The following is a 25,587-nucleotide window of genomic DNA, read 5'->3' on the forward strand; positions in this document are numbered from 1 at the left end:
TTATTAATTAGACGATCGTAATAATGCTGCCTCCATTACTTGAAACACACTGGTGTTATCCACATAGCTTCCATTCCATTTATAATGCTCCCCCCAAAGCTGCGCAGCTTTTGGATCTGTGCGTGTGAACTCATTAAAACGGTCAGCGCCTTTACCAATTACCCAAAGTGGTACTAACTCATTGGTATGATTTCGTGATGCCCATTGGTATCCCGGTATGTTGCCTTTACCACGATTTTGTACCGCTAAAAAAGCATTAAACTGATCTTCAGCAGGGTTAAATCGCGCTGCTTCCAAAGAATCTTTATTTCGGTCGATTGCAACTGCACCACCTTGACCGTTTGTCCAAGTGCCCTCTCCCCATATGCCACCGCACTCATGATCTGAGGTGATAATCAGCAAGGTTTCGTCCCAATTTGAATTGGTTTCAACCCATTTGACTACTGCATCAACCGCTTGGTTAAAATCAATTTGCTCTTCAATAAAGCGCGGCATGTTATTGGCGTGTCCCATCCAATCAACAGCGCCCCCTTCAATCATCGCAAAAAAGCCATCTTGATCTTGATTTAGTACATTCAATGCGCCGACGCTCATGGTCGCCAAACTTGGTACACTGGTATTAAACGCCATACCTGAAGGGGTGTCTGCGTCATTTAAACCTGTTCGACTCGCTTGTAAAGTTGATCCTGAACGCACAATCCCTATTACACGCTCAGGCAGCACTTCACCTTGCGCCAGCGCTTCAAACTCAGATTTAGAGTCGATATACAGAGCGTTTTTTTCATTAGAGCCTGCGCGGATTGCATTATAAGTTTGCTCCCCACCAACGTATTTAAAAGTCTGCTTTTCTGTCACTTTCAACGCGCCACTTGAGTCATACATAGGATGGCCCGCCCCCATTATGACCGACAGACCTGAGTCATGCATTTCATTAAATATTTCGACGTAGTTGTTGCGAGACACATTGTGTGCAACCGCCGCTGCAGGCGTCGCATGCGACACCATCACAGATGTCACAGTGCCAGCTGATAAGCCCTGTTTCATCGCAATTTGTGCAATCGTGTCAAACTGCTCGCTATTGCTCCAATCCATATTAATGCGACCTACAGCAGTTTTTCGGCCACTCATCAACGCAGTACCTGCTGCGGCACTATCCGTGTAGGAGGTATAGCTGCCCGAGTCTAAATAATCATTGAGCATGGCATTTTCAAATCGATCCCAACGTGTTTGTGGGTCATAACCTTGGTCCACTGCCCCAGCGGCTTTTGATAAATCGGTGCCTCTGGCCAAAGTATTGCCATTTTCATCGATTAAATTTAACGCACTGTGCGCAAGGCCAAATACCAGTGGCTTGGTGCCATCTGGACGTCGAACTTGATATGTTTGCTGACCGGCAAGTCCTTGATAATAATCCGCGGCAAGCCAACCATTAAACCCAATACCATCAGACACCATCAAAATAATATTCTTAGGGCCACTGGGTTGCGTAACCTTTGAGGTTGGATCTGGCAATATGGTGCAGGAGGTTGATAGCAGCATGGCCGCGATGAGAGTTAGCTTAAAGCGTTTTTGCATTTTGATCTGTTCGTTCAATAAATTAATGGCCGCAAAAATATACCAACGCTAAATTACCGTTGTAAGAAACATGCGACCAGCTGTACAACAAAGCAGCTGAATTGCGTTATGTTATAAAATAACATTATAATCCACTTGAATTGACAACAAGTATTTTTCAATTGTGTCCGAGACAGATAAAAACATTTGCTCAATAACGAGACCAAATTAGTCAAATAATTGGCTTTAGGAGCAAAAATAGCAATGCTAGGCAAAGAAAATTGCATCGTTATTCGTCCGTTTTAATGACCGAAAATTCGCAACAATCAGTACAAATTGTACCTTATAAGTGTATTTTCGGTTCAACTGTTCGTTTTATGCGATAAAGTCCAACAATGCGGTATTGTTATTATGTATCATCTAGGAACAACTAAAAATATTAAATTTCACTACCTTTACTAGGGGAAATCCAGTGTTAAGAAAAACTCATTTGGCGCTAGCTATATCAGCAGCCATGTTACTGAACGGTTGTTCAGACGCACCAGAGCAGCAAACTGCACAAGTAGAAGCAACTGATACAGCTTCTGCAAAAGCCGCTGCAAGCAATATTGCACAAAACCCATTCTTCCAAGAGTGGAACACACCATTTGGTGCACCGCCACTGGGTGACATCAAAACTGAGCATTTCTTACCTGCGTTTAATCAAGCAATTGTTGAGCACAAAAAAGAGATTGATGCGATCACTGAAAACGAGCGCCCTGCTGATTTTGATAACACCATCGCAGCAATGGAGTTAGCAGGCTCTACACTAAACCGCGTTTCAATGGTATTTGGTAACCTTGCCAATACTGAATCAAACGATGAAATGCAGTCTCTACAGCGTGAAATCTCACCAATGCTAACACGTCACTATAGTGACATTCGTATGAATGAAGCACTTTTCAAACGTGTAGCAACGGTCTATGACAACCGCAAAGCTGCACTATTAAATGCGGAACAAACACGTCTACTTGAGCGTATTTACAATAGTTTTGTACGTTCAGGCGCAAAGCTAACAGGTGAAGAGCGCGCAGAATTTGCAAAGATCAATGAACGTCTTTCAGCGCTAACCACTGAGTTTGGCCAAAACTCTCTTAATGACTCACGTGCTTTCACTCTAGTACTAGAAGAGTCTGATTTAGCAGGCTTACCTCAGGCACAACGTGATGCAGCAGCAGCGGCAGCAGCGGCAAGAGACTTACCAGGCAAATATGTCATTACCCTTAACCGCTCTAGCGTTCAGCCTTTCCTACAGTTTTCTGACCGACGTGACCTACGTGAAAAAGCGTTTAAAGGTTGGGCGAACCGTGGTGACAACGACAATGAATTTGATAACAAAGCCATCATTGCAGAAATCGTTGAACTTCGTGCAAAACGTGCTCAGCTATTAGGTTACAAACATCACTCAGAGTATGTACTAACTAATTCAATGGCGAGCAAGCCAGAGACGGCAATGGACCTACTATTAAAAGTATGGGAACCTGCGGTTGAAAAAGCAGAACAAGAGCGTCAGTGGATCAAAGAGCTAATGGCAGCTGAAGGCGTAACTCATGAGCTTGAAGCATGGGATTGGCGCTACTACGCAGAGAAAGTACGTAAAGCAAAATTTGACCTAGACCAAGGTCAAATCGCTGAATACTTCGAATTAAACAACATGATCGAAGCACAGTTCTATACAGCTGAGCGCTTATTCGGTCTTAAGTTCGTTGAGCGTACTGACATTCCTGTATACAACCCAGTTGTGCGTGTTTGGGAAGTGCAAGACAAAGCAGGTAAAGCAATTGGCCTATTCTATGGTGACTACTACGCACGTTCAACTAAGCGTTCTGGTGCTTGGATGAGTTCATTCCGTTCTCAGCAAAAGCTTGCTGGCGACGTTAAGCCGCTTATTCTTAATAACATGAACCTTAACAAGCCTGCTGAGGGCGAGCCAACGTTAATGAGTTACTCAGACGCAGTGACACTGTTCCACGAATTTGGCCACGCGCTTCACGGCTTACTGTCTAACGTAACTTACCCAACACTTGCAGGTACTAGCGTACCTCGCGACTGGGTTGAGTTCCCTGCACAGTTATTTGAGCACTTCATTGCTCAGCCTGAAATGCTGAAGAAATTCGCATTGCATTACAAAACGAACAAGCCTATGCCTGAAGAATTACTTGAGAAAATCAAGCAAGCAGGTACATTCAACCAAGGGTTTGCAACTGTTGAATTTACAGCATCTGCACTGGTTGATATGGCATACCACCAGCTAACTGATGTCAAAGATCTAGATGTTCGCGCATTTGAAAACAAGATCCTAACTGGCTATGGCAAGCCTGAAGAAATCATTATGCGTCACCGCAGTACACACTTCGGTCACATCTTCGCAGGTGGTTACTCTTCAGCATACTACGCATACATGTGGTCTGAAATCTTAGATGCCGATGGTTTTGACGCTTTCCTTGAGAAGAAAGACATCTTCGACAAAGAAACTGCTGAACGTCTATACCAGTTCATCTACAGCCGTGGTGATACGTTGGACTACTTCGAAGCATATGAAGGCTTCAGAGGCAGAAAGCCAACCACTGACGCACTACTGCGTAACAGAGGCCTAGATTAAGTCTTAACGCCAAAGCCGAAGTCATTGTACTTCGGCTTTATTTTATCCGTTAAATCAAGACTAACCCAGCGGTTGGCCCACCGATAATACCGATAACTCACCGTAAGATGATGATGCAATAACACGCTAAGCAGCTGAAAAAACCACTCTTTTATAAAAATAAAGCAATGCAAGCAACTTAAGCTAATTGGCTTTTCTAAATAGGTGTAACGCAACTTGTGAAGTGATAAAGAGTGAAAATGTAAATACAAGCCCAAAGAGCATCACAGGTTCATACCCTTCAACCATCGTTGAAATGACTCTCGCTGAAAAGTTAAAAAAGAAGTACATCGATGCGGGTAAAATCAGTAACCATGATTTTTTATAAATGCCTATGGCAGTAATTATCGCCAAACTTAACGTGGGCGCCCCCAGTGTACGTAGATTAGTAAACCCATACTCTGTCACAGCGTTAAAACCACTGGGTTCATTAATCACGGAAGGAAACAACATCGCCGTTAATGCCGCTGAGCCTAAAATAAGTACAAATATGCCACATAGCAATTGTGCGAATTTGATCATAATAATATGCCTATATATCTGCGAATTAATAGCAAACATATTATTTGAGCTGATTCAGTGTAACTTGCACTATTCGGTCACTGATTTGCACTATTCAGTCAGACCGTGTTTTTCTCAGTTCACTAGGCGTGATATTAAAGTGCTTTTTAAACGCCCTTGAAAAGTAACTCAGTTCTTCAAAGCCACACTCAAGCGCGATATCAGTGACACGCTCATTGGTGGTGTTAATTAATTGCTCCGCTTTTTCTAAACGCTTTAATACAAGGTACTTATTGGCACTCGTACCATACACTTGTTTGAATTTTCGATTAAATGTCGATGTGCTCATATGGCATAAAAATGCCATCTCTTCGACCTTTAACGGAGAATATAAATGTGCCTGTACAACCTTCTGTAACTTAGGTTGTTTAGGTAAAAAGAGTTCGCTCAATAATGGCGTGAATTGACCGTTAACATCAACTTGTATAATGAGTTCTATCAGTTCTTGTATCTTTAATGCGATTAAAGTGTCTGTGATGCCATCTGGCTGAGCAATGTACTGTTTTAGCAGTGTAAAATATCCATTAAGTAACGTGTGTTTTGGGATCACCGCGGCTGAATCACATCGTGAACCACCCATGTATGAGTAATTACTTACAAACTTTTCAGGTAATGATTTCTCGTATATTGATTGAATTAATGACTGCGTTAACCTCACTCCCACAAATTCCACTGCGTTACCTTGTGGGCTGTCCAACCAGCGATTAATGAAGTTATCCGCCTTCATCAGTAACGTATCTCCCGGCTCTAAAGAGATGGTTTTACCGGCGCAAATTAAAGATGATTGCCCTTTGAAGATATGGATCAACCGAGCTTCATTGACTAAGCCATCTTGATAAGTCAAAGGCGCAGAAAACTGCCTCAATCCCATCACGACTTGAGCGTTGTAGCGCAAGGTTTTTAAAACCGGTGTATGTTCTGATGTCATCTTACTAAGTTAACTTTGAGGGGTACCAAACAGTGTAAAGGAATGGGTTGTGCCTGTCCTAATTTTCTGCCTGTCACGATTGATAACATAAACGCACACAAGCACAGGTCATACTGTGCTTGCGCGCGTTGACAGGAATTTACTTAATTACACCAATGGCCTTAACAGCTTCCACGCCTGCAATGCAAGCTTGTTTACTTGTAATTGTCACGGGTGTTTGACTATCAAATGCGCCAAGTACCAAGCTATAAATGTTTACATTTCCCGGGACATTTAAGTCCACTCCCCAATGCGCTTGTAAACTTGGCTCAACACAGCTTAATTGCGTTACCTGCTTTTGTGGGTGCGTCTTAAACAAAACGACTTCACCTTGAATGTCCACTTGTGTCACTAAATACTGCTGCTCTGCGGTAAGACCCTTAAAACTCAGCAATAGTGCACTTAAAAAAACAAATGCTCTCATGTATTCACTTCTATTTTTATTGGCCTTGCAGCTGCAAGGCCCTATTTTATCAATTAGTTGACTCAGCTACTGGGCTACCAAGCAAATCGGTGTGGATAAAAATCACCTGCTTTTTACCTCCTTTGCCTTTGGTTTGAGTTAGCGAGGTCGATTTAGAGCGCCAGCACTGATTTGTGGCGGTACAAGCCTCAACATAATATGTACTGACATTAAATTGACCCAATACAAATTGATGTTGCCCAGCCTGTGCGTTTGATTTCAGCACTTGCCACTGGCCAGCATCGACTTTATGCCATACTCGATAGGTTGTCGCATGTGCTTGCACTGGCCAACTTAATGTTACCGAATCACCCGCTTTGGCAGTCGCTTTGTCAATGTTTAGCGCAAATTCTTCCAATCCAGGATCTGGTTCGTTATTTTCCAGATTAAAAAGTATAAACCCTTTCTGTGATTGCAAACCCTGCTCATCAGTGACCCAATAGGGTACTACTTCTTTGCCTGTACTACCCGAGTCGGCAACATATCTAAATACCCCATGAGGCTGACCTGGGACACGCACAATTTTGCCAAGCTTAGTTTTGTTATCGGCACTGCCTGACGGGGTCATAAATTGATAAGTAAAGCGGTCGAGCAATCCGGGCGCGGCTTGCGCTTCAGGATCAATTAACATGCCCGTCCTAAAATGAATTTCACCGGACTGTTGCCCTATGAGTGTAAACTCAGCATCAAATACTATAGGGGCCTCGTTCACTTGAATAAGTCGCACTGGCACACGATATTTATTTGAGTTGGATGCACCATCACTGACTTGAACAAATACGTTAAGGTCCGTGCCTTCAAACAACGGATCAATGGTGATCAAGTTGGTCGCTGCATCATAGGTATAACGACCCAGCTCATTTGGTATCACCCAATTGAGTTGATGATTGTTGCTCAAAGAACCTTGATAAAGAATTCTAAATGCATTCATATCTAGGCTAAACGGCTGATCCTCTAAAACAGCAGGAATATTGTAATGGGACCTTATCACCGGAGATGACTTTGACTCTTTTATTTCTATGACAATATCTCCTCGCCCAGAGCGAGCTCCCATATCGTCGTATACAAAAAAGAAAACACTATCTCTAGTTATACTCGGGTCGCTTGGAGGGATATACTCAACATGTCCATTACGCTCACCGGGTATCTGCAAAAAGCGCCCGCCTTGCCTTGTCCAGCCCTTGTCATCAGCCCCTGTTGCATCTTTGTTAAAAATATACCTAAATTGCTCAAGCCTCGGGTCGAGACCGCTCTCATGACGGTAGTTAATATCAGGATCATGCATCATACCTGACATATGCAAAGTTAGTTTCTCGCCCTTTACAATATCCAAAATGATCCTGCCTGCGTCTGGATGATCATTAATCGGCGCTACCGTCAGTGTCGCGTTGAATACCTCTGAGCGATGCTTTCCATCAAATAAAGTGACTGGCACGCTCAATTCACCATAGTAGTGTTTATTAGGTATCACCGTTAAGTCTTTGACTTGATAATTTGTTCCACTGCCAACTTCTAGGCGAATGTCTTTTGGCAATGAGTCCACATCACTATAAACAAAATGAGACAACTTCAATTCAAATTGAGTGTCTTCGTCCATATGCAATGCTTGCTGAGCTGTGATAATAGGCGGAAGCTTGTTCTCTTTCAACACGGTGACGCTAACTGAGCCCACTGAAACACCACCATTAGAATCGCTAACCGAATAGGTGATCACATCAGGACCGTCATAATCAAAGTAAGGGGTATATTGCACCAAATTATTTGAAATCAATACGTACCCTTGCTTAGCAGATACCTCTGAGAGCGTTAATGCATCGCCGTCTATATCACTGTCATTTGCCAACACATCAATATTCACTTGTGTGTTGGCGATTAGGGTCACCTCATCATTTGTCGTCAAAGGCGCATCATTCACCGAATTAACGGTAATAAAGGCGGTACCTTCGATAGGCACTGAACGCCCATCTGACAATAAATAGGTTATTTCATCTTGGCCATTAAAATGCGCGGCAGGAATATATTGCACACGCCCGTTAGGTAATAGGCGGACTTCACCATGTAATGCCGATGCCGCGACAATTTTAAGCAGATCCTTATCTTTATCAGAGTCATTACTGAGAAAATCAAACTCTCCTGTGCCATCTTCTTGTAACGTCACATAGTCGCTTGTGACCACGGGTTTTGTATTTTTACTGGCTTGGTCATGCAAGTTTTTAAGTGTAAATTGCAAATGGATCGGAAACTCTAATCCCGATGCACCTGCCGTCATACTCAATAAACAGACCCAGCACGTAATTATAATTGATACAGCCTTTTTCACTGGCGCTCCTTATTCTCTTATTTGTGCTTGAGTTATTTAATAATGCAGGGTTTGTCGCCGCATACAGGGTGTGCAACCCGTTGCAGTTTCGTTTCCCCCCAACGTGTATAGCTACTGGCAATTCTGTTTTGATCGATGCATTTACCTTGAGATACTGAATATAGGTAAACTGGCTTTGCCCCTTGAGATGAGAGAGAGTTTTCCCGGTTATCGCCCTCAGGAATTACAAGGTGTGTAGCAAGACGCTCTGAATAGTAAACTTGACTGTGATACCTTATTGACAGGAATGCATCACCTTGGCATGCACTGTCGATGAAATACATATCGATTTCATTGAACTTTGTATAGGTTTTACCTTCTGTAGCGCCAGATACAGGCACATAATAAAATGTATTATTGCCATTTGTGAGGATGATTTTACCGACTTTCTTTACCCCAGTGCCATCGTACAAAGCCGCATGTTCACCAGAGGCAATCGTGCTATTAACCATTAATGAGAGCGCTTTTGCTTGCTCAATATCCGAAATTGACTCACAGGATTGTGCAGACTGTACAGAGACCAACTGCTCTTTAGATACCGCAGTGACCAACAAGCTATACATAGCCTGGCCTTGCAATGAGTTTAAATTAACAGCCCACTTTTCATGATTTTGCGCACTAACACAATTTGGGACTTGATGTGACTTGGGCTCAGCCAATGTGAATGTCACAGTTTGGCCCAATACATCGAGTTGTTTGATGGATGATGCAGCCACGGCGCTGTTAATGCTCAAAGCGAACATGGGCAAAAATAGGTATTTCATACTAACAAGGTTCTTCCAATGAGTTTATTTGATAACGCACGGCTTTTCACCGCACAGAGGGTGGGTAGTTTTTACCATTTTGCGGTACTGCGAATAAATGTGGGCAAAATTTTCTGTAATAACCTGACAGGTGATACCATCAAGCAGATGGTACATTCGTGACTCCCCATGATCAGAAAGCTTATCTCCGTGTTGAGTTCCATCTGCATACGTTAAGTATGAATTTACAGCCTCGTAAAAATGAAGAGGGTAATGGTTGTTTTCGTAGTACCTCTTATACATATCACCTGAGCAATCAGGTGTAATAAATACAGCATAGTCTGGAAGTCTTTTAGAATAATGCCAATATGAATCCGGTTTAATACTACCTGTGAGGGGAGTATATAAATACCCATGATGTTTATCACTCCACCCAATCACCTTACCTATTTTTGTTGTACCATCGCCTTTATAAAGCGCTAATGCATGGGTTACATCACGATCAGTATTCGCAGTAAGTGAGACACCATTTGCTATCTCAATTGCTAAATCAGTATCACAATAATTGGCTGAGGTAACCGTAACAAATTGCCCTTTTGATAGGGCTGTCACTAACAAACTATAAGTCGCTTGCCCTTGTAAAGAGTTAAGATTAACGGCCCACTTTTCATGATTTTGCGCACTAACGCAATTTGGAATCTGATGGGTTTTAGGGTTAGAAAGAGTAAAAATAGCCGTCTGTCCAGCCACCTCAAGATGGCTAATAGAAGACGCAGCAATTGTACTGGCCGACATAATTGCCGCCAGCAAAGTTAAGCATGTATATTTCATAGATATTTTTTATTATTTAAGAAAACAGGCACTGTCACCACATAGTGGGTGAGGCATAGGTTCAAGTTTTGAATATGAGCTACTGTATTCACTGGCTACCTTGTTTTGAGCTACACACTCATATTTATACTCGAGATTTTGCCATTTATCTTTATACACTAAAGCATAAACAGGTGTATTACCTTTTGTATTCAAACGGTTTTCAGCAAGGTTGTTGTTTGACTTTGCCACATATTTATCAAGTTCCGGAATATAGCTTGGAGTCCCTGGGATCCAATCATGATACGCATCCCCATTGCACTGCGGGTTTAAAAATATTGGGTTAGCATTATTCGTTTGATACTTTATGTATGACCAAACTTTATTTGAGCCACCGTTGGGGATGAAGTAAGCTCTCCCGCCGTCAAAACCTATCACTGTACCTAACTTTGTTACTCCGTCCCCTTTATAAATAGAGGGCTGTTGGGTTGTAAGTGGGCTTTGGTAATTAGTCGACAATGACACCCCCGCAGCTTGCTCTATATCTGGGGAAGACTCACAGCGATTTGCAGAACGTACCGACACTAACTGCCCTTTGGAGACAGCAGACGCCAGTAAGCTATACATAGCTTGTCCCTGTAAGGAGTTTAAGTTGATTGCCCATTTGTTGTGATTGTCAACACTCACACAGCTTGGCGGTGTATGCTGTTTAGGCGCTGATAAAGTAAATGTGACCGTATCACCATACACCTCTAGTTGCTCAACACTTGATGCAGCAATGGCACCACTAGACATAGCTAGCGAGACCAACAGGAAGATATTTTTTTTCATTAATTTGCTTTTCAAAATAATTAATTGTCCTTATAAAGCACATTGTACCCCATACAGGTATTAATACATATAATTAAATCCTGACTGATGGAATAAGTTTTGGACAGGCACAAATTTGTGGGGATTAAAAAATGCCTGTCCCAACTTTTGGATAAGTTTGGGACAGACATAAATTCTTTGCTTAAATTACGCATCTCAACTACTGTTTACATATCCAGTAAAAAAGAAGGGTTCAAAAATGACAAGAGCAAGGAAGGCGTTGATAGACTTGTCGGCTACACCATATTATCACCTAATTGCACGCTGCGTTCGCCGCGCATTTTTATGTGGTGATGATAAATATTCTGGTAAAAACTTTGACCATAGACGTACTTGGTTAGTGGAGCGCGTAAAGCTATTAAGCAGTATATTTGCTATTGAAGTCGCGGCTTATGCCATCATGAGCAACCATTATCATCTCGTTGTTAAAGTGAATCGACTTCAGGCACTCGAATGGTCAGATGATGAAGTAATTTCGAGGTGGTATCAGCTTTATAAAGGTCGCCCTATCATTGATAGATATTTACAAGGAGAAATCCTGAGCGAGACGGAGCAACTACTAGTATCTGAACTGATCGCAAAATGGCGAACAAGACTTTATGACATTAGTTGGTATATGAAAAACCTTAATGAGTTTATCGCAAAAGAAGCAAACAAAGAGGATAGCTGCACAGGAAAGTACTGGGAAGGAAGATATAAATCTCAAGCGTTGTTAGATGAAAATGCTCTACTAAACTGCATGGCATATGTGGATTTAAACCCTATACGTGCGAATATGGCAAATCAGCTAGAAGACAGTGACTTTACTTCGATTCAAGAGCGATTGAAACAGTTCCAAAACGCAAAATCAAAAGAGTCAAAACAAAATGAAAAATTACAAGGTTCTGTGCAACCTATATCACTACAACCTTTTGGTACAAGGGAGCAAGCGCACACATTGCCATTTTCATTATTGGATTACTTTGACCTAGTTGACTGGACAGGCCGACATGTTCACCCCAAAAAGAAAGGTTACATCCCAAAAAATACTCCCAAAATACTTACTTTACTCAATATTGATGAGAAAGCTTGGTTAGATAAAATACAAAATTATGGGACACAGTATGGGAATTTTGTTGGTTCTAAAACTGCGCTGCAAGCGCATGCAGCCAAAAATGATGCGAACTGGTACAAAGGTGTTGGATAGTATTTAACGCGATTTTACGTCTGCCATTTTAAGCATTGCTTGTTTATAAAAATGAAAATATTCCTATTCAAATGAGTTGCTTTCAACAAACCTCAATGTGACTAGGTCACCTAACCCTAGAAGATGTACTTTCTAAACTCATGCCTATGATGATATTGGCTGATTAAAAAGTGCCTGTCCTTTATTTAGTTTTGATGTTTAAAAAGTGCCTGTCCCAACTTATTCATGTCCCAACTTATTCAACTTATTATTGCTATCACAACCCGAGCATGAAAAAAGCCCCGTAAACACGGAGCTTTGCAACATTGCATGAATGACTTTTAATCGCCTTTAGACTTGTTATTAGCCCACGAAAACATAAGCAGACCAGCAAAAAATATTATACCAATCAATAATATGCCTAAGCCTTTTTGCCACAAAAATGCATCTCTATCGGTGAAATACCAGATAAAAGGAACTGTGATCGCCATGCCGCTTATTAAGCGATATATACCCAAAAGGCCCGACCCAACACCTTCACATACCTCCTCTACAAACTGCATTTTTGCATTATAATTATAGGTATTGATACCATAAAATTTTCTTAGCAACCGACTGATAATAGCAAGCCCAAGAAGCGCGAAAAGCATATAAATAACCGTAGGGTTTGTTTCTATGCCTTCGGCCATTTTATTTATAGAATTAATACCACCTTCACTGTATCGCATCAGTGTCAGTAGTACGCCAGTTATTATCACTAAGATTGTTTCAATCGTTATTGTTTTTTTCAAACAACACCTCACTATTTAATTTGAATAAATGCCATATGGCAGAGCTATCGTAGGGCTAATTAAAAATTTATCCCAAACTGGATTATGCATGGAATGCGCTTTGTACTGTATTAAGCGTGAAATTTATGAGTAATTTAGTGAGTGGGCATGAGGAGGATGTATAACTTGGCAGGCTTTGGGAAAGATACAGACAGCACCATGGTGCCTGTTACAGCTGATTTATTCTTAGCAGAGAAGCCTTTTAACTCGCTGATATGATTAAAATTTATACGCATCCCACAACCTCCCCAAAGCAAGGCAATAAACACAATAAGCGGACGGCTAAATCACCTACTACTCTGGTAATTTTAAAAAGAATAGACGAAGCAAGTGACAAACTTGCGGTTTTCTGTACCCAGGGTTAGGGGATAAATTTAACAGAAGTTCATTAACATAAATAAAATTTGAACAAACGTGTAAATTAATAGCATAGCTAAGCACTATCATCACTATACTTAACAGCCATTCACACTAGTAGGAAAATTCAACTATAATTATTTGCTTAAAAACTCAACGAAGCTTTGCTCACTATGTGTCGTATTCTCTGCTTGCTACTAAGCCTGACCCTACACTCAGGCTGTGCCTTTAAAAACCCCGACACTTCAATATTGCAAGGCAAGCGCCAGACTCAGGCCGACGCTCAGGGCTTTTATACCCAGCTTGACGGCAGTAAATATAAGGGGCAGGTACACAATGGCAAGCCACACGGCAAAGGTATATTACAAGGAGCAGGTTTTCGCTACGAAGGCGAGTTTAAGCACGGCGAAATGACAGGGCAAGGGCGGCTCGACAACACCGACGGCAGCTACTTTGTAGGCCAGTTCCAAAATGGCAAACTCCACGGTAAAGGCTTAAGCTTTAACGATTACGCCAGCGCTTATGGCAGCTGGAGCAATGGCAAGCCCGACGGCGAAATGAGCACTCGTAGCGGCAATAATCAACTCACCATCAGCCAGTATAAAAGTGGCCAGCGTCATGGCGAGAGCTACCAGTTAAACGCCTCAGGCCAAAGTTCCTTGACCAACTACAGCTATGGCAAAGACACCAGCTGGAGTGACGATCACAACAGAGCAAAACGTCTGGTCAGGCAACAGCAACAGCAACAGTTAGCACAAATCACCCGCAATATCGATCAGCAAATACAAACACTGGAACAGGAACAACAAAAAGTAACCGGTAACGCCTCCGCCATGGGACAGTTAAGCCATTACAAAGAGCTGCTCGGTCGCCGCTGCCATGAGTGCCGCGCTAATAACGACGGCGGTTATGGTGGTTATTGCCTGACCCAATGGGACACCCCACAATATCCTCTGTGCTGGCAATTTGTCGAGCTTGGTATCATTGGTCAAATGTTTGTGAATGACAGAACCAGCGAGCAAGACTTAAAAGAAATAGAGCGCGACAGCCCGTCAGGCAAAAGCACCGCCTGCTATCAACCCTATTACAGTAAAAAAGGCGACTGGGAATACTGCTTAAACCGCGCCATGCGCAAATTAGAAAGCGAAGGCAAAAGCTTTAGTAACTCAGAGTATAGTGACGTAGTTGCCATCGCCAAACAGGCCAAATCCGACCAGCAAAAAGTAGATAAAATAAACCAGGAGCGTAGGCAAAAAAAACAGGAAAAAAAAGCCATGGAAGCAGCCAAACGTGCCGAACAAAAGCGCCACTATCAGGCCGAAGTGACCGCCAAACAAAAGCAGATAGCAGAGCAGCGTAAACGCGAAGCCGCCGAGCGTATCGCCAAACGTGAAGCCATGCTGGAAAAGCAGCGACAAGCGTGCCGAAAAATAGATGTCGTCAAGTTAAACTCTTGCCATTGCGCCCATTTATTAGACATAGACACCACAGGCTGGAAGGTTTGCGCCCAGTAACAATACACTTTAAATAGTTAAAATAAACACGAGGAAAATCAATGCGTTTACTCATTTTACTAGCACTTTCAGTAATAGTAGGCACAGGCTGTGTCGCCCGCGACTTCTCAGCCGACTATGACCAGATAGACTCCCAGCAACTGCAAGCATACAGTAATGTACTGGCCACCGACGTCAATATAGTCACCGACTTAGATGGTACCAAACGAGATCTATTAGGCACAGGTTACTTTAATCAAAACGACAACGCCAACACCACCATCAAAATTTATGGTCGCAAAATCGACAGCAGTGGCACCTTTAGTTATTTTATCACTGGCCTTACTTTAGGCATAGTCCCAGGTTTTACCTCAAGCACCTATCGCCTTAGCTTCGACGTTACCTACCCCGACGGTAGACGTAAAAGTTTTGACTACGAATACGACGTTACCGCCACCGTCGCCTTCTGGCCAGTAGTTTACCTATTTGGCAAACGCGGCAACCAATACAGCGAAGACTTAAGCGCCAGCAACGCCCAGCGCTTTATCTACGACTTTTTGAAACACGCGAATTAAACCAGTTACGAGACTAAAAACAAAAAGAGCGCTTTAATTAAACGTAATGCCGATCAGTTAAGTAAAAAATAGCTTGCGAAAAGCCGTGTCAAATAAAACTATAAAAAGTAAAAACAGAGAGCGTGTTACACACTCTCTCTGGCTACTTCAAATAAGATTGTACTGATCGCAGTCTTTAAATCACTGGCTGGCAACAAGGTGTCAGGAAGCAGCTTGGCAGAAATAGACTCTGTGTAGGATTGCAATACAGGGCTAAGTTTACATGGGCTTATACTGCCTTCTTTGATACCGCTAAAGGTGCTCATCAAGACTTGCCTGTTTTTTTGTAGCTCCAAAATGACCGCGCTGCGGATCGGGCTATTTTGGCACAGGTGCTTTTTGCATGCGCGGATTGCTATTTCCATAAACGCAGAAATTTCTTCATTACTGTGAGTTGGCTTATTTAAGCTTGTACGCTTACCCCGTTCACTCGAGATAGGGGTAATGCTGTTTTTAAAACCAAGGGCTCTTTCACCAATTAGTTCCATTTCATCACTCGTCAACATCAGCTCGCCAAATCGCGCAAAGTACATCGCTTTATCCGTTTCGTTTTTTAGGATAATTATGCGGGTAATTTTTCGAGTGTACATTACACTTTATTACACGCCCTGTTATAAAATTTAAATTTGTTGCGCCATATACAAAGCGATACAATACGGCTTTTAATCCACAGAGCCTGCTATCGTGCAATTTGAAGTTGAAGCCATTGGCCATATAGAATCTCCTTATAAGCAAAAATTTGCCATTCCAAGACAACCAAGACTGGTACCAGAGGCCACCGCAAAGCTGATATTCAGCGATGCATTTAACCGTGAAGAATTTGTACGAGGCATTGAAGAGTTCACCCATCTTTGGCTGCTATTTAGATTCCACGAAACCGCTGACAAAGGCTATTCGGCGCTGGTACGCCCACCAAGGCTGGGCGGTAATGAGCGCAAAGGCGTATTTGCTACCCGCGCAACTTTTAGGCCAAATGGCATTGGCATGAGCGCAGTCAAGCTAGAAGGTGTTGAATATAAAAATGGCCAATTGGCACTGTTGCTCTCTGGCATAGATTTACTCGACGGCACGCCAATTGTGGATATCAAACCTTATCTGCCCTATTCAGATGCACTGCAAAATGCCTCGGCGGGATTTGCCGATACGCGCCCTGAAACCGAAATGACGGTGTCATTTAGTGAGCAAGCCCAAGACTTTATCGAAAAGCAGCGACAATATCCCGAGCTAATGAGCTTTATCAGCAACGTCTTAAAACAAGATCCAAGACCTGCCTATAAAAAGAAAAAACAGCAAACACAAAGCTATGGCATGAGTCTGTACGAATTCAATATTCGCTGGCAAGTTGAAGATGAGCATAACCATGTCATCGAAGTGAGCGCTGAGAAACCGCAAACTGCCAAAAAACCACAAGATTAAATATCTTTACAGCGAAAATAACTCTTTTTTAGCACCTTAGGCACTGTTAAACTACGTGCCTAATTAAAAACACATAACATTGAACGGAACAAGCATGCGTACCAGTCAATATATTTTAGCGACTCTTAAAGAGACGCCTTCTGATGCCGAGGTGGTCAGCCACCAGCTAATGCTACGTGCGGGTATGATCCGCAAACTCGCTTCAGGTTTATACACTTGGTTGCCGTCAGGTTTAAAAGTACTTCGTAACGTAGAAACTATTGTACGCGAGGAAATGGAAAAAGCTGGCGCAATCGAAATGTTGATGCCTGTCATTCAGCCTGCTGATCTGTGGGAAGAGTCTGGCCGCTGGGAACAGTTTGGTCCTGAACTACTAAGAATTACCGATCGCCACAATCGTCCATTTGCACTTGGCCCAACGCACGAAGAAGTGATCACTGACTTTGTACGTAAAGAAGTAAGCAGCTATAAGCAATTGCCTTTAACACTTTATCAAGTACAAACTAAAGTACGTGATGAAGTGCGTCCGCGTTTTGGTGTAATGCGTGCACGTGAATTCACCATGAAAGATGCTTACTCTTTCCACCTAGATGACGCTTGCCTTGAAAAAACATATCAAGTGATGCACCAAGCATACTGCAATATTTTTGAGCGCCTAGGTCTAGATTACCGTCCAGTTATTGCTGACACAGGTTCAATTGGTGGTAGCGTATCACACGAATTCCACGTACTTGCTGAGTCTGGTGAAGATGCAATCGCATTTAGCACAGAAAGTGATTACGCGGCAAACATCGAAAAAGCTGAAGCCCTAGCGCCTGCAACTGAGCGCGCAGAGCCAAGCAAAGAACTGAATACATTCGATACACCAAACGCAAAAACCATCGCAGAGCTTGCTGAACAACACGGTGTTAAAGCGCGCAAAGGCGTTAAAACACTGATTGTATACGGCGCTGAAAACGAAGACGGTGAGCGTGGTCTGGTTGCATTAATCGTTCGTGGCGATCACGAATTAAACGAGCTAAAAGCTGAAAAGCTGCCGCTTGTTGACTCTCCGCTTGAAATGGCAAAAGAAGAAGACATCGTTGCTGCAATTGGTGCAAAACCTGGTTCACTTGGCCCAGTAGGCCTTGATATACCAGTGATTGTTGACCACAGCGCTGCTGTTATGTCTGACTTTGTTGCCGGTGCAAATAAAGACGGTGTGCACTACAGTGGTATTAACTGGGGCCGCGATGTCGCTGAGTTCACCACTGCTGACATTCGCAACGTGGTTGAAGGCGATCCAAGCCCTTGTGGACAAGGTACTTTGCAAATCAAACGCGGTATTGAAGTTGGTCATATCTTCCAACTTGGTAGCAAGTATTCAGAAGCAATGAATGCAGGTGTACTCGGCGAAAGTGGTAAAAACCAAGTCATGACCATGGGTTGTTACGGTATTGGTGTATCACGTATCGTGGCTGCGGCGATTGAACAAAACCACGATAAGTTTGGTATTAAGTGGCCACAAGCCCTAGCACCATTCGACATCGCAATCGTTCCGATGAACATGCATAAGTCTCACCGTATTCCTGATATCGCAGAAAAGTTCTATGCGGATTTAAAAGCAGCAGGTCTTGAAGTATTGTTTGACGATCGTAAAGAGCGCCCAGGTGTCATGTTCAACGATATGGAACTCGTGGGTGTACCATTCACCTTAGTCATTGGTGAGCGTAACCTTGATAACAATCAGGTTGAGCTGAAAAACCGCCGTACTGGTGAAAAAGTCATGTTAGACATTGATTCAGCAGTTGCTGAAATCACTAAGCTCATGGCTTAACTCTCCCCTACTTTAAAAACGCGCCTACATGGCGCGTTTTTTGTTTTTACCGGCTACCTTTGCAGAAAATGTCATCTTAGCGTCTCAATACTGATAAAAGTTTGTCATCTCGTGCCTTTACCGTAGACATTATTACGCTTGAGAGTAAACAAGATGGAGCAAACTTACTACCCCAGCATATGGATTTCAGATGTGCACCTTGGCTACAAAGACTGTAAGGCTGAATTCTTATTGGACTTCTTAAATTGCACCCGCTGCGATACCTTGTATTTAGTGGGCGATATTGTGGATCTTTGGTCTTTAAAAAGGCAGTTCTATTGGCACCCAAGCCACTATCAAGTTTTAGAATGTATTCAGAAAAAAGCAGAGGCAGGTACGCGTGTCATTTATATCCCGGGTAACCACGACGAGACATTTCGCAATTATGTGGATATGACGCTGTTTAATGTTGAAGTGCACCACACATACGTGCATACCACCTCAGCAGGTAAACGTTTCTTATTGCTACACGGCGATGATTTTGACTCGGCCACCCGCTACAATAAATTAATCAGTATTATTGGCGATCAAGCCTATGACTTTTTGCTGTTTTTAAATCGCTGGACCAACCGTGTTCGAAAGCTCTATGGTGGTCATTATTGGTCGCTGGCCTCTTGGCTTAAAAACCGAGTGCATAAAGCTCGCGCAGCGATTGCGGCATTTGAGCAAGCCGCTGTGCACGAAGCAAAAAAGCAAGGCATGGATGGCATTATCTGTGGCCACATTCACCAGCCCAGAATTAATGTCACTGATGGTATCGTATATTGTAATGATGGTGACTGGATAGAAAACTGCACTGCACTTGTCGAAAACGAGCAAGGCCGTATTGAATTACTGCACTGGTCTGATATACAAAAAGTACTGAATGTCGTTGAGTTAGACACACAAAATTTAGACGGCGTTAAAGCCGCCTAATTGCTATCTAAATAACACAGACTCTTTACTAAACCAGCGTATACAAAACATCAGCAATGCCCCAGCAAGCAGTGCTGAGGCAACAAAAATCATCATCACGGCACTGTAGTCAACGGTGCCTTTGATGATTTCTTTAATCGCCAAGGATACATTGGTAATGGGGATCCAAGCCGTAGTGGTATTGAGCGACATATTTGGCATCACCGACACGACAATGGGCACGAACACCAGCATGCTCAAGGGCCCCATATAGTTTTGTGCCTCTTTAAACGAGCGCGCATAGATTGAGATGGCCAACACCAAGGATGAGAGCATCACAGCCACAGGCAGTAACAGCGCAAAAATCAGCATAAAGTCGGCAAAGGTCACACTGGAAAATGCGTCTTTTATGGTATCTAACACCCCTATTCCGCCGGCAATACTTATCCAAATAGCCATACTAGAAACGGTCACTAGGGCACAGGCAATGGAGCTGGCCAATATTGTTAAAAACTTACCCAGTACCAGTTGCGTGCGTGTCACAGGCGTCAACAGCAAGGTTTCAAGGGTCCCGCGCTCTTTTTCCCCGGCGCCCAAATCAATCGCAGGGTAACTTGCGCCCATTAAAACAAGCGGGATCAACATATAAGGAATTAATGCACCAAGCTTTTCACCATAATTTTCACGTATGTCCGCGGTATCTACTTTGGTAATGGTGATCGGTTTTAGAATTGCACTATGATGCGCTTTAGGTGCCCCTAAAGCTTCTAACGTCGCAGAGCGAATGCCAGCGGCGTATTTATTAATGAGCTTTTCCAATCGCTTATATACAAAGTTAATCGATTGGGCATCATTAAATACCACGTGCCAAACAGCTTGCTCTGGTGAAACGCTCACCTGCTTGTCTTGCTGTTTTGGGATCTCAATACCCACGTCTATTTTCCCCGCTTTTACTGCCGCTTTTAATGCATCGATGCTGTCAAACTGCTCATCCCCTTCATACGGTTTAAAGCTTTTATGATAAAACAGCATTTGTGCAAACTCTGGAAAGAGGTCTGCATTGGCAAGGTAGTAAGTATGCACTTTTTGCTCAGCTTCAAAAGTGGTCTTTGACGCTAAAAACCCAAGCAAAGCAAATAAAATAGGGAAGATAACAATGGGCAGGGCGATGACAAAAAACAGGGTTTTTCTATCACGCAGTAGCTCTTTGACTTCCTTTAAAAACACTTCAAACATCTGCACATCCATGATTAACAATATTCAAAAACGCATCGTTTAGTTCAGTACTCTGCCCTGCGGTTTTAAACGCCTCGATACTGCCAGAAAAACGGCTTTTTCCCTTATCTATCAAGCACACGCTGTCACATAATAACGCGATTTCATCAAGGTGATGTGTAGAAAAAACCACTGGGGTTTGCGCAGATTTAAGCTCACGAATAAACTGGATAATGGTTTGCTTGGTCATAATATCTAAACCTGTGGTTGGCTCATCCAGCACCACCACATCCGGTTGGTGCACCACAGCTCGGGCAATATTGGTTTTTTGCTTCATGCCCGTTGATAAATGCTCTGCCCGCTTATCTAAAAAGTCGTCCATTGCTAATTGACTAAACAACTCATCACAGCGCACTTTAAGGGCTTTACCTTTTAAACCATGCAATTTGGCAAAGTACTCGACATTCTCTTTTGCCGTTAAGCGACCATATAAACCCGTAGTACCAGATAAAAAGCCAATGGCTTTTCGACCTTTTAATGGGTGTTTGACGATGTTATGTCCAGATATTTCAATGCTGCCTGCATCAGGCTTCAGTGCGGTTGATAACATGCGTAACGTGGTGGTTTTCCCCGCACCATTGGGGCCAAGCAGCCCCAATACTTCACCTCTATCACAGCGAAAAGATACATCTTCCACAGAGTGAAAGAAGCCATCACGCTGCCTTGCGTCGCCACGACTGGTGGTGTTTTCTAACTCTTTTGCGAGCTTAAAGCGTTTTTTCAGTCCGTTTACTACTATCACTTATCTTCCTTCTTTTAGGCCTAAAGTAGCTTTCATCCGCGTAAAACGCTTCGTCTTGTTCATCATAGTGCCAATCAGGTATGCCCAATAACGGAATGGGTGACATCTGTTTATTGTCATCCAGCACCTTATCCATTGTGATCAATTCGACTAAGCGGCTGTCCAGGTGTGCATATTGCTCAAGTAAAGGGAGTGCAGCAAAGGACTCGTCAACTTGAATACATAGCAATTTGCCCGTTAAGCCGATAAACGGGTTAGTCAGCATTTCGTAATTGGCGTGACCAAAAATAAAAGGTCGGGCTTCTTTATGCCACTTATCTTGTTGCACAAAAAACGCGTCATGCCATAAATGCAAACGCAAATCTTCTTGCCATTGCATATGAGGCACCGCGAGTACTAATCCACACTCATCAAACAAGGTTAATGCATTGCGTTTGCGACTACGCTCTTTTAAGCCGTGCAGTGCTATTTCTTCAATATGCAGTGTATTAAGTAGACTTTTCGTTTTTGGAAATAAGCACCAGATCATCGCCCCAAAAAAGTCGTGCCAGTTATGCTCTCGTGTCGGCACCTGACCGGTTTGCGCAATGATCTCCTCATAGTAGCGTGTTTCTTCTTCCAGCTTACTGTTTTCAGTGAACACAATATGCTTACCCTGAGCGTTTTGCTGATTGATCTGTGCATTTAACCACTCAAAGCTTGGCCAGGTATCAAAGGCTTGTAAATTAAATATTGCCTGTAAATGCGCAAAAGGGGCTTGCGCAAACAATTGATTTTGCCAATTTTCAGGGGGAGTAAATTTTTTCATGCTGACTGTGCGTGCTCATTTCGCAAATTGTACTATTGCGCGCATTTTACCAAATACACGCGACGGCGCAAAAATATAAATAACGTCTGAGTTCTTTTCCACCTACCTAGCGCCATACATCGGCTAAAGTCGAATTTACTTTGCAATTATGGTATTAATTAGCTCGGAAGTAATCTCATAAAAAAGAAAGGTCATGAAACTAAAATTAACACTGAGTGCTTTGTCGCTTGCCATTTTAGCAGGCTGTGCAACGACGAAAAGCAACACACCTGAAGACATTGTCACGGCATACAATAGTATTAATGCTGAGCAATTAGGTGAACACATCAAAACGCTTGCCTCTGACGAATTTGAAGGCCGTGCGCCATCAAGTAAAGGTGAAGAGCTAACGCTTGCTTATTTGACTAAACATTTCAAAGCATTGGGTTATGAGCCGGGCAACGGCAATAGCTTTTTGCAAGAGGTACCGCTGGTATCAATCGAAGCCGATCCAAACATGACGCTAAAAATCGGTGAGCGCAGCTACCCGTACAAAAAAGGCATGGTCATGGGCACCAGCCGTATTAGCCCTGCACAGTCTCTAAGCGACTCAGAATTAGTATTCGTTGGCTATGGTGTGAATGCACCAGAATATGGCTGGAATGACTACGAAGGTCTGGATGTAAAAGGCAAAACGGTTGTTATGCTAGTAAACGATCCGGGCTACGCAACAAAGGACCCTAAAGTCTTCAACGGCAACACCATGACTTACTATGGACGTTGGACGTACAAATATGAAGAAGCAAGCCGTCAAGGTGCGGCAGGTGCCATCATTATTCATGAAACAGCGCCTGCGTCTTATCCATGGGAAGTGGTCGAGAACTCTTGGAGCGGCGAGCAATTTGGTTTCCAAAAAGAGAACAACAACATGGACCGCGTTGCGGTTGAAGGTTGGATCAGCGTTGATGTTGCAAAAGAGCTCTTTGCTGATGCCGGTCTGAACTTTGAAGAAGCCAAAAAGAAAGCAGCTGAAGGTGCATATCACGTAGATATGGGCGACTTAACTGCGTCTGTCGATGTAAAAAGTACCATTAAAAAGTCTGTATCATATAATTTTATCGCTACACTACCGGGCGCTAAAAAGTCAGATGAGCACATCATTTACTCTGCGCACTGGGACCACCTAGGTGTCGATCCTAACCGTAAAGGCGATAAAATTTATAACGGTGCACACGATAACGCGACCGGCACAGGCGGCATCATTGAAGTCGCTGAAGCATTTGCTAAATTACCGCAGCGCCCAGATCGTTCGATCACCTTTTTGGCGGTCACAGCTGAAGAGCAAGGTTTATTAGGTTCTAAATTCTACGCTGAAACACCGGTCATTCCAGCAAACCAAACCGTTGCAAATATCAACCTAGATGCCCTTAACTTACTTGGTAAAGTTAAAGACATCAGCGTTGTTGGCCTTGGTAAATCATCACTAGATGGCGTGCTTAAAGAAGTGGCTGATGAGCAAAACCGTTCCATCTCCAATGAGTCAAATCCATCTGCGGGTATTTACTACCGCTCAGACCACTTTGCTTTTGCTAACATGGGGATCCCAGCTATGTATGCAGGTGGTGGTCATGAACCATTCGACGATGCTACAGCAAAATATCGTAAGCGTATGAGCCTTGTACTGCGTGGCTGTTACCACCAGCCATGTGACCGATACAGAAAAGAATGGGATCTCAGTGGCGCAGTCCAAGATCTTCAGCTATTTTTCAAAGCTGGTTACTTAATTTCTCAAGAAGAAGCGTGGCCAACTTGGAGTGCAACGTCTGAATTCCAAAGAAAATAAATGGAAATGATATTGATTTTCATTTAATTTAACACTAAAGTGCAACTGTTATTAGGTTACCGGTTGCACTATATGCTCTCATACTCTCGTTCTTATCCGTTCAAGACGGCTTCTCAATTTGCCTATCTGGCTGCAAATAAGCGGTTGATATTGCCACTTTTATTGATAGCAACCTTATTTTATGCCCCAATTCGTGACATTGCGTTAGGCACGCTAGCAGACGCTTTTTTTCAGGTCAGTGTGTTTGTTGCAGGTACCTTAGCAATTTATTATTACCTCGTTGAAAAGCTTCCCCAGTTAGAACTCAGTTACTTAAATAAAAAATCTCCAGCGCTTGAAGTCACCATGGCAGCTGTACTTGGCGCTTTACCCGGCTGTGGCGGAGCCATCATTGTTGTTACCCAATTTACCAAAGGACAAGCAAGCTTCGCTTCTGTGGTCGCAGTACTGACTGCCACCATGGGTGATGCCGCGTTCTTACTGTTAGCAAAAAAGCCGCTTGAAGGCATGGCTATTATTTTATTAGGTATTGCAGTAGGCACTTTAAGTGGTTTGGCCGTTAACCTTTTTCACAAAGCTGATTATTGCAGACCCAAAGCCAACGACAAACAAGTAGAAGACTGCGATCCGCCTACTTTTGCAGTACGCATGAGTGAGCCAGTATGGAAAATCGTGTTATTTCCTTGCATTGCGATTTCGTTAGTAATGGCATTCAACATGGATTTAGGACAATTTGAGCAACCTATCGAATTACTCGGTGCAGGCATGGCTATCTTCGCGGTTGTTATTTGGGCTTTGTCATCTAAAGGAAAAACGTATAAACAAATTACAGCAGAAGAAGAAGAGGTTAAGCCCCCTTCTCGATTAGCTAAAATCCTTCAAGACACGCACTTTGTCACCGCTTGGGTAGTGGCAAGCTTTATGATTTATGAGCTATCGGTCGCTTTATTTGGCTTGGACTTAGCGGCTTGGTTCACAGAATATGCGATTTACGCACCGCTCATTGCGATCATGATTGGGTTACTGCCAGGCTGTGGCCCGCAAATTGTGGTCACGAGTTTATATATTCAAGGTGTATTGCCATTTAGTGCGTTGGCGGCAAACGCTGTCGCAAATGATGGCGATGCGTTATTTCCAGCGATTGCCCTTGCACCAAAAGCAGCACTTTTGGCAACGGCGTACTCAGCAATACCCGCCTTGTTTGTCGGGTATGGGATTTACTACTGGAACCTCCCTTAACCAATTTCAATTCGCATATTCACAACCACAACAAAAAAGCGACCTCATGGTCGCTTTTTCATGTGTGACA

23 protein-coding genes are annotated in these 25,587 nt (G+C 43.1%); 9 read left to right on the forward strand and 14 right to left on the reverse strand.

Features of this window, described 5'->3' with window-relative positions:
* Positions 1-3: 3 nt before the first annotated feature.
* On the reverse strand, positions 4-1,575 hold the full coding sequence (locus JF50_RS10135; protein ID WP_052262229.1) for an alkaline phosphatase: 1,572 nt from the start codon (positions 1,573-1,575) through the stop codon (positions 4-6).
* A 451-nt stretch (positions 1,576-2,026) separates the two neighbouring features.
* Between JF50_RS10135 and JF50_RS10140 the strand changes: the two genes are divergently transcribed.
* Positions 2,027-4,195: a M3 family metallopeptidase gene (locus tag JF50_RS10140; RefSeq protein ID WP_152614504.1), complete on the forward strand. Its 2,169-nt coding sequence runs from the start codon at positions 2,027-2,029 to the stop codon at positions 4,193-4,195.
* Positions 4,196-4,378: 183 nt separating this feature from the next.
* Here JF50_RS10140 and JF50_RS10145 read toward each other — a convergent pair whose 3' ends face one another.
* The 7 genes from JF50_RS10145 to JF50_RS10175 form a co-directional block, all read right to left on the reverse strand.
* Positions 4,379-4,756 carry a hypothetical protein gene (locus tag JF50_RS10145; RefSeq protein ID WP_039609310.1) on the reverse strand — a complete coding sequence of 126 codons (378 nt, stop codon included), beginning with the start codon at positions 4,754-4,756 and terminating at the stop codon, positions 4,379-4,381.
* A 94-nt stretch (positions 4,757-4,850) separates the two neighbouring features.
* Positions 4,851-5,723, reverse strand: a complete 873-nt coding sequence (locus tag JF50_RS10150; RefSeq protein ID WP_039609311.1) for a helix-turn-helix domain-containing protein — start codon at positions 5,721-5,723, stop codon at positions 4,851-4,853.
* A 139-nt stretch (positions 5,724-5,862) separates the two neighbouring features.
* On the reverse strand, positions 5,863-6,186 hold the full coding sequence (locus JF50_RS10155) for a hypothetical protein (RefSeq protein WP_039609312.1): 324 nt from the start codon (positions 6,184-6,186) through the stop codon (positions 5,863-5,865).
* Positions 6,187-6,235: 49 nt separating this feature from the next.
* Complete coding sequence (locus tag JF50_RS10160; RefSeq protein ID WP_039609313.1) at positions 6,236-8,545, reverse strand: cadherin-like domain-containing protein; 2,310 nt, start codon at positions 8,543-8,545, stop codon at positions 6,236-6,238.
* A 32-nt stretch (positions 8,546-8,577) separates the two neighbouring features.
* Positions 8,578-9,348: a hypothetical protein gene (locus JF50_RS10165; RefSeq protein WP_039609314.1), complete on the reverse strand. Its 771-nt coding sequence runs from the start codon at positions 9,346-9,348 to the stop codon at positions 8,578-8,580.
* A gap of 24 nt (positions 9,349-9,372) precedes the next feature.
* Positions 9,373-10,158, reverse strand: coding sequence for a hypothetical protein (locus JF50_RS10170; protein ID WP_152614505.1), 786 nt, complete (start codon positions 10,156-10,158; stop codon positions 9,373-9,375).
* Between the two features lie 12 nt (positions 10,159-10,170).
* The gene (locus JF50_RS10175; RefSeq protein WP_039609316.1) at positions 10,171-10,968 is read right to left on the reverse strand and encodes a hypothetical protein; all 798 of its coding nucleotides are present in this window, start codon (positions 10,966-10,968) and stop codon (positions 10,171-10,173) included.
* Positions 10,969-11,206: 238 nt separating this feature from the next.
* Between JF50_RS10175 and JF50_RS10180 the strand changes: the two genes are divergently transcribed.
* Positions 11,207-12,193, forward strand: coding sequence for a transposase (locus JF50_RS10180; RefSeq protein WP_039609317.1), 987 nt, complete (start codon positions 11,207-11,209; stop codon positions 12,191-12,193).
* Positions 12,194-12,513: 320 nt separating this feature from the next.
* Here the strand turns inward: JF50_RS10180 and JF50_RS10185 are convergent, their stop codons facing one another.
* Positions 12,514-12,963 (reverse strand): hypothetical protein, encoded by a 450-nt coding sequence (locus JF50_RS10185; protein ID WP_039609318.1) that lies wholly within the window; start codon positions 12,961-12,963, stop codon positions 12,514-12,516.
* 134 nt (positions 12,964-13,097) lie between these two features.
* The gene (locus JF50_RS27145; protein ID WP_160290464.1) at positions 13,098-13,238 is read right to left on the reverse strand and encodes a hypothetical protein; all 141 of its coding nucleotides are present in this window, start codon (positions 13,236-13,238) and stop codon (positions 13,098-13,100) included.
* Between the two features lie 294 nt (positions 13,239-13,532).
* Here JF50_RS27145 and JF50_RS26040 point away from each other — a divergent pair, with 294 nt between their 5' ends.
* Both JF50_RS26040 and JF50_RS10195 read left to right on the forward strand, forming a co-directional pair.
* Positions 13,533-14,873 (forward strand): hypothetical protein, encoded by a 1,341-nt coding sequence (locus JF50_RS26040; protein ID WP_080760206.1) that lies wholly within the window; start codon positions 13,533-13,535, stop codon positions 14,871-14,873.
* A 41-nt stretch (positions 14,874-14,914) separates the two neighbouring features.
* Positions 14,915-15,427, forward strand: coding sequence for a hypothetical protein (locus JF50_RS10195; RefSeq protein ID WP_039609319.1), 513 nt, complete (start codon positions 14,915-14,917; stop codon positions 15,425-15,427).
* Between the two features lie 125 nt (positions 15,428-15,552).
* On the opposite strand, the gene JF50_RS10200 is transcribed toward JF50_RS10195, so the two are convergent.
* The gene (locus JF50_RS10200) at positions 15,553-15,999 is read right to left on the reverse strand and encodes a hypothetical protein (RefSeq protein WP_039609320.1); all 447 of its coding nucleotides are present in this window, start codon (positions 15,997-15,999) and stop codon (positions 15,553-15,555) included.
* A 151-nt stretch (positions 16,000-16,150) separates the two neighbouring features.
* Between JF50_RS10200 and tsaA the strand changes: the two genes are divergently transcribed.
* The 3 genes from tsaA (at position 16,151) to JF50_RS10215 (ending at position 19,652) form a co-directional block, all read left to right on the forward strand.
* A complete protein-coding gene (gene tsaA / locus JF50_RS10205; RefSeq protein ID WP_419177504.1) occupies positions 16,151-16,882 on the forward strand; it encodes a tRNA (N6-threonylcarbamoyladenosine(37)-N6)-methyltransferase TrmO in 732 nt (243 codons plus the stop codon).
* Positions 16,883-16,976: 94 nt separating this feature from the next.
* The gene (locus JF50_RS10210; protein WP_039609322.1) at positions 16,977-18,698 is read left to right on the forward strand and encodes a proline--tRNA ligase; all 1,722 of its coding nucleotides are present in this window, start codon (positions 16,977-16,979) and stop codon (positions 18,696-18,698) included.
* Positions 18,699-18,851: 153 nt separating this feature from the next.
* The gene (locus JF50_RS10215) at positions 18,852-19,652 is read left to right on the forward strand and encodes a UDP-2,3-diacylglucosamine diphosphatase (protein ID WP_039609323.1); all 801 of its coding nucleotides are present in this window, start codon (positions 18,852-18,854) and stop codon (positions 19,650-19,652) included.
* Between the two features lie 3 nt (positions 19,653-19,655).
* Here JF50_RS10215 and JF50_RS10220 read toward each other — a convergent pair whose 3' ends face one another.
* Genes JF50_RS10220 through JF50_RS10230 form a run of 3 tightly spaced genes read right to left on the reverse strand, consistent with a single transcriptional unit; the run spans position 19,656 to position 22,456 of the window.
* On the reverse strand, positions 19,656-20,867 hold the full coding sequence (locus tag JF50_RS10220; protein ID WP_039609324.1) for an ABC transporter permease: 1,212 nt from the start codon (positions 20,865-20,867) through the stop codon (positions 19,656-19,658).
* Complete coding sequence (locus JF50_RS10225) at positions 20,860-21,648, reverse strand: ATP-binding cassette domain-containing protein (protein WP_039609325.1); 789 nt, start codon at positions 21,646-21,648, stop codon at positions 20,860-20,862. The genes JF50_RS10220 and JF50_RS10225 overlap by 8 nt, the downstream gene beginning before the upstream one ends.
* Positions 21,614-22,456: a DUF3025 domain-containing protein gene (locus JF50_RS10230; protein ID WP_052262231.1), complete on the reverse strand. Its 843-nt coding sequence runs from the start codon at positions 22,454-22,456 to the stop codon at positions 21,614-21,616. Before JF50_RS10230 ends, JF50_RS10225 begins: the two co-directional genes overlap by 35 nt.
* Before the next feature lie 193 nt (positions 22,457-22,649).
* Here JF50_RS10230 and JF50_RS10235 point away from each other — a divergent pair, with 193 nt between their 5' ends.
* Both JF50_RS10235 and JF50_RS10240 read left to right on the forward strand, forming a co-directional pair.
* A complete protein-coding gene (locus JF50_RS10235) occupies positions 22,650-24,278 on the forward strand; it encodes a M28 family metallopeptidase (protein ID WP_039609326.1) in 1,629 nt (542 codons plus the stop codon).
* A gap of 72 nt (positions 24,279-24,350) precedes the next feature.
* On the forward strand, positions 24,351-25,517 hold the full coding sequence (locus JF50_RS10240) for a putative manganese transporter (protein ID WP_039609575.1): 1,167 nt from the start codon (positions 24,351-24,353) through the stop codon (positions 25,515-25,517).
* Positions 25,518-25,587 lie beyond the last annotated feature (70 nt).

This window comes from Pseudoalteromonas luteoviolacea (assembly GCF_000814765.1).
Taxonomy (GTDB): domain Bacteria; phylum Pseudomonadota; class Gammaproteobacteria; order Enterobacterales; family Alteromonadaceae; genus Pseudoalteromonas; species Pseudoalteromonas luteoviolacea_H.

Coding starts and splice junctions, on each gene's coding strand:
- JF50_RS10135 (WP_052262229.1), bottom strand. CDS start 1,575: ATGCAAAAACGCTTTAAGCTAACTCTCATCGCGGCCATGCTGCTATCA.
- JF50_RS10145 (WP_039609310.1), bottom strand. CDS start 4,756: ATGATCAAATTCGCACAATTGCTATGTGGCATATTTGTACTTATTTTA.
- JF50_RS10150 (WP_039609311.1), bottom strand. CDS start 5,723: ATGACATCAGAACATACACCGGTTTTAAAAACCTTGCGCTACAACGCT.
- JF50_RS10155 (WP_039609312.1), bottom strand. CDS start 6,186: ATGAGAGCATTTGTTTTTTTAAGTGCACTATTGCTGAGTTTTAAGGGT.
- JF50_RS10165 (WP_039609314.1), bottom strand. CDS start 9,348: ATGAAATACCTATTTTTGCCCATGTTCGCTTTGAGCATTAACAGCGCC.
- JF50_RS10170 (WP_152614505.1), bottom strand. CDS start 10,158: ATGAAATATACATGCTTAACTTTGCTGGCGGCAATTATGTCGGCCAGT.
- JF50_RS10175 (WP_039609316.1), bottom strand. CDS start 10,968: ATGAAAAAAAATATCTTCCTGTTGGTCTCGCTAGCTATGTCTAGTGGT.
- JF50_RS10180 (WP_039609317.1), top strand. CDS start 11,207: ATGACAAGAGCAAGGAAGGCGTTGATAGACTTGTCGGCTACACCATAT.
- JF50_RS27145 (WP_160290464.1), bottom strand. CDS start 13,238: ATGCGTATAAATTTTAATCATATCAGCGAGTTAAAAGGCTTCTCTGCT.
- JF50_RS26040 (WP_080760206.1), top strand. CDS start 13,533: ATGTGTCGTATTCTCTGCTTGCTACTAAGCCTGACCCTACACTCAGGC.
- JF50_RS10195 (WP_039609319.1), top strand. CDS start 14,915: ATGCGTTTACTCATTTTACTAGCACTTTCAGTAATAGTAGGCACAGGC.
- JF50_RS10200 (WP_039609320.1), bottom strand. CDS start 15,999: ATGTACTTTGCGCGATTTGGCGAGCTGATGTTGACGAGTGATGAAATG.
- JF50_RS10210 (WP_039609322.1), top strand. CDS start 16,977: ATGCGTACCAGTCAATATATTTTAGCGACTCTTAAAGAGACGCCTTCT.
- JF50_RS10215 (WP_039609323.1), top strand. CDS start 18,852: ATGGAGCAAACTTACTACCCCAGCATATGGATTTCAGATGTGCACCTT.
- JF50_RS10220 (WP_039609324.1), bottom strand. CDS start 20,867: ATGTTTGAAGTGTTTTTAAAGGAAGTCAAAGAGCTACTGCGTGATAGA.
- JF50_RS10230 (WP_052262231.1), bottom strand. CDS start 22,456: ATGAAAAAATTTACTCCCCCTGAAAATTGGCAAAATCAATTGTTTGCG.
- JF50_RS10235 (WP_039609326.1), top strand. CDS start 22,650: ATGAAACTAAAATTAACACTGAGTGCTTTGTCGCTTGCCATTTTAGCA.
- JF50_RS10240 (WP_039609575.1), top strand. CDS start 24,351: ATGCTCTCATACTCTCGTTCTTATCCGTTCAAGACGGCTTCTCAATTT.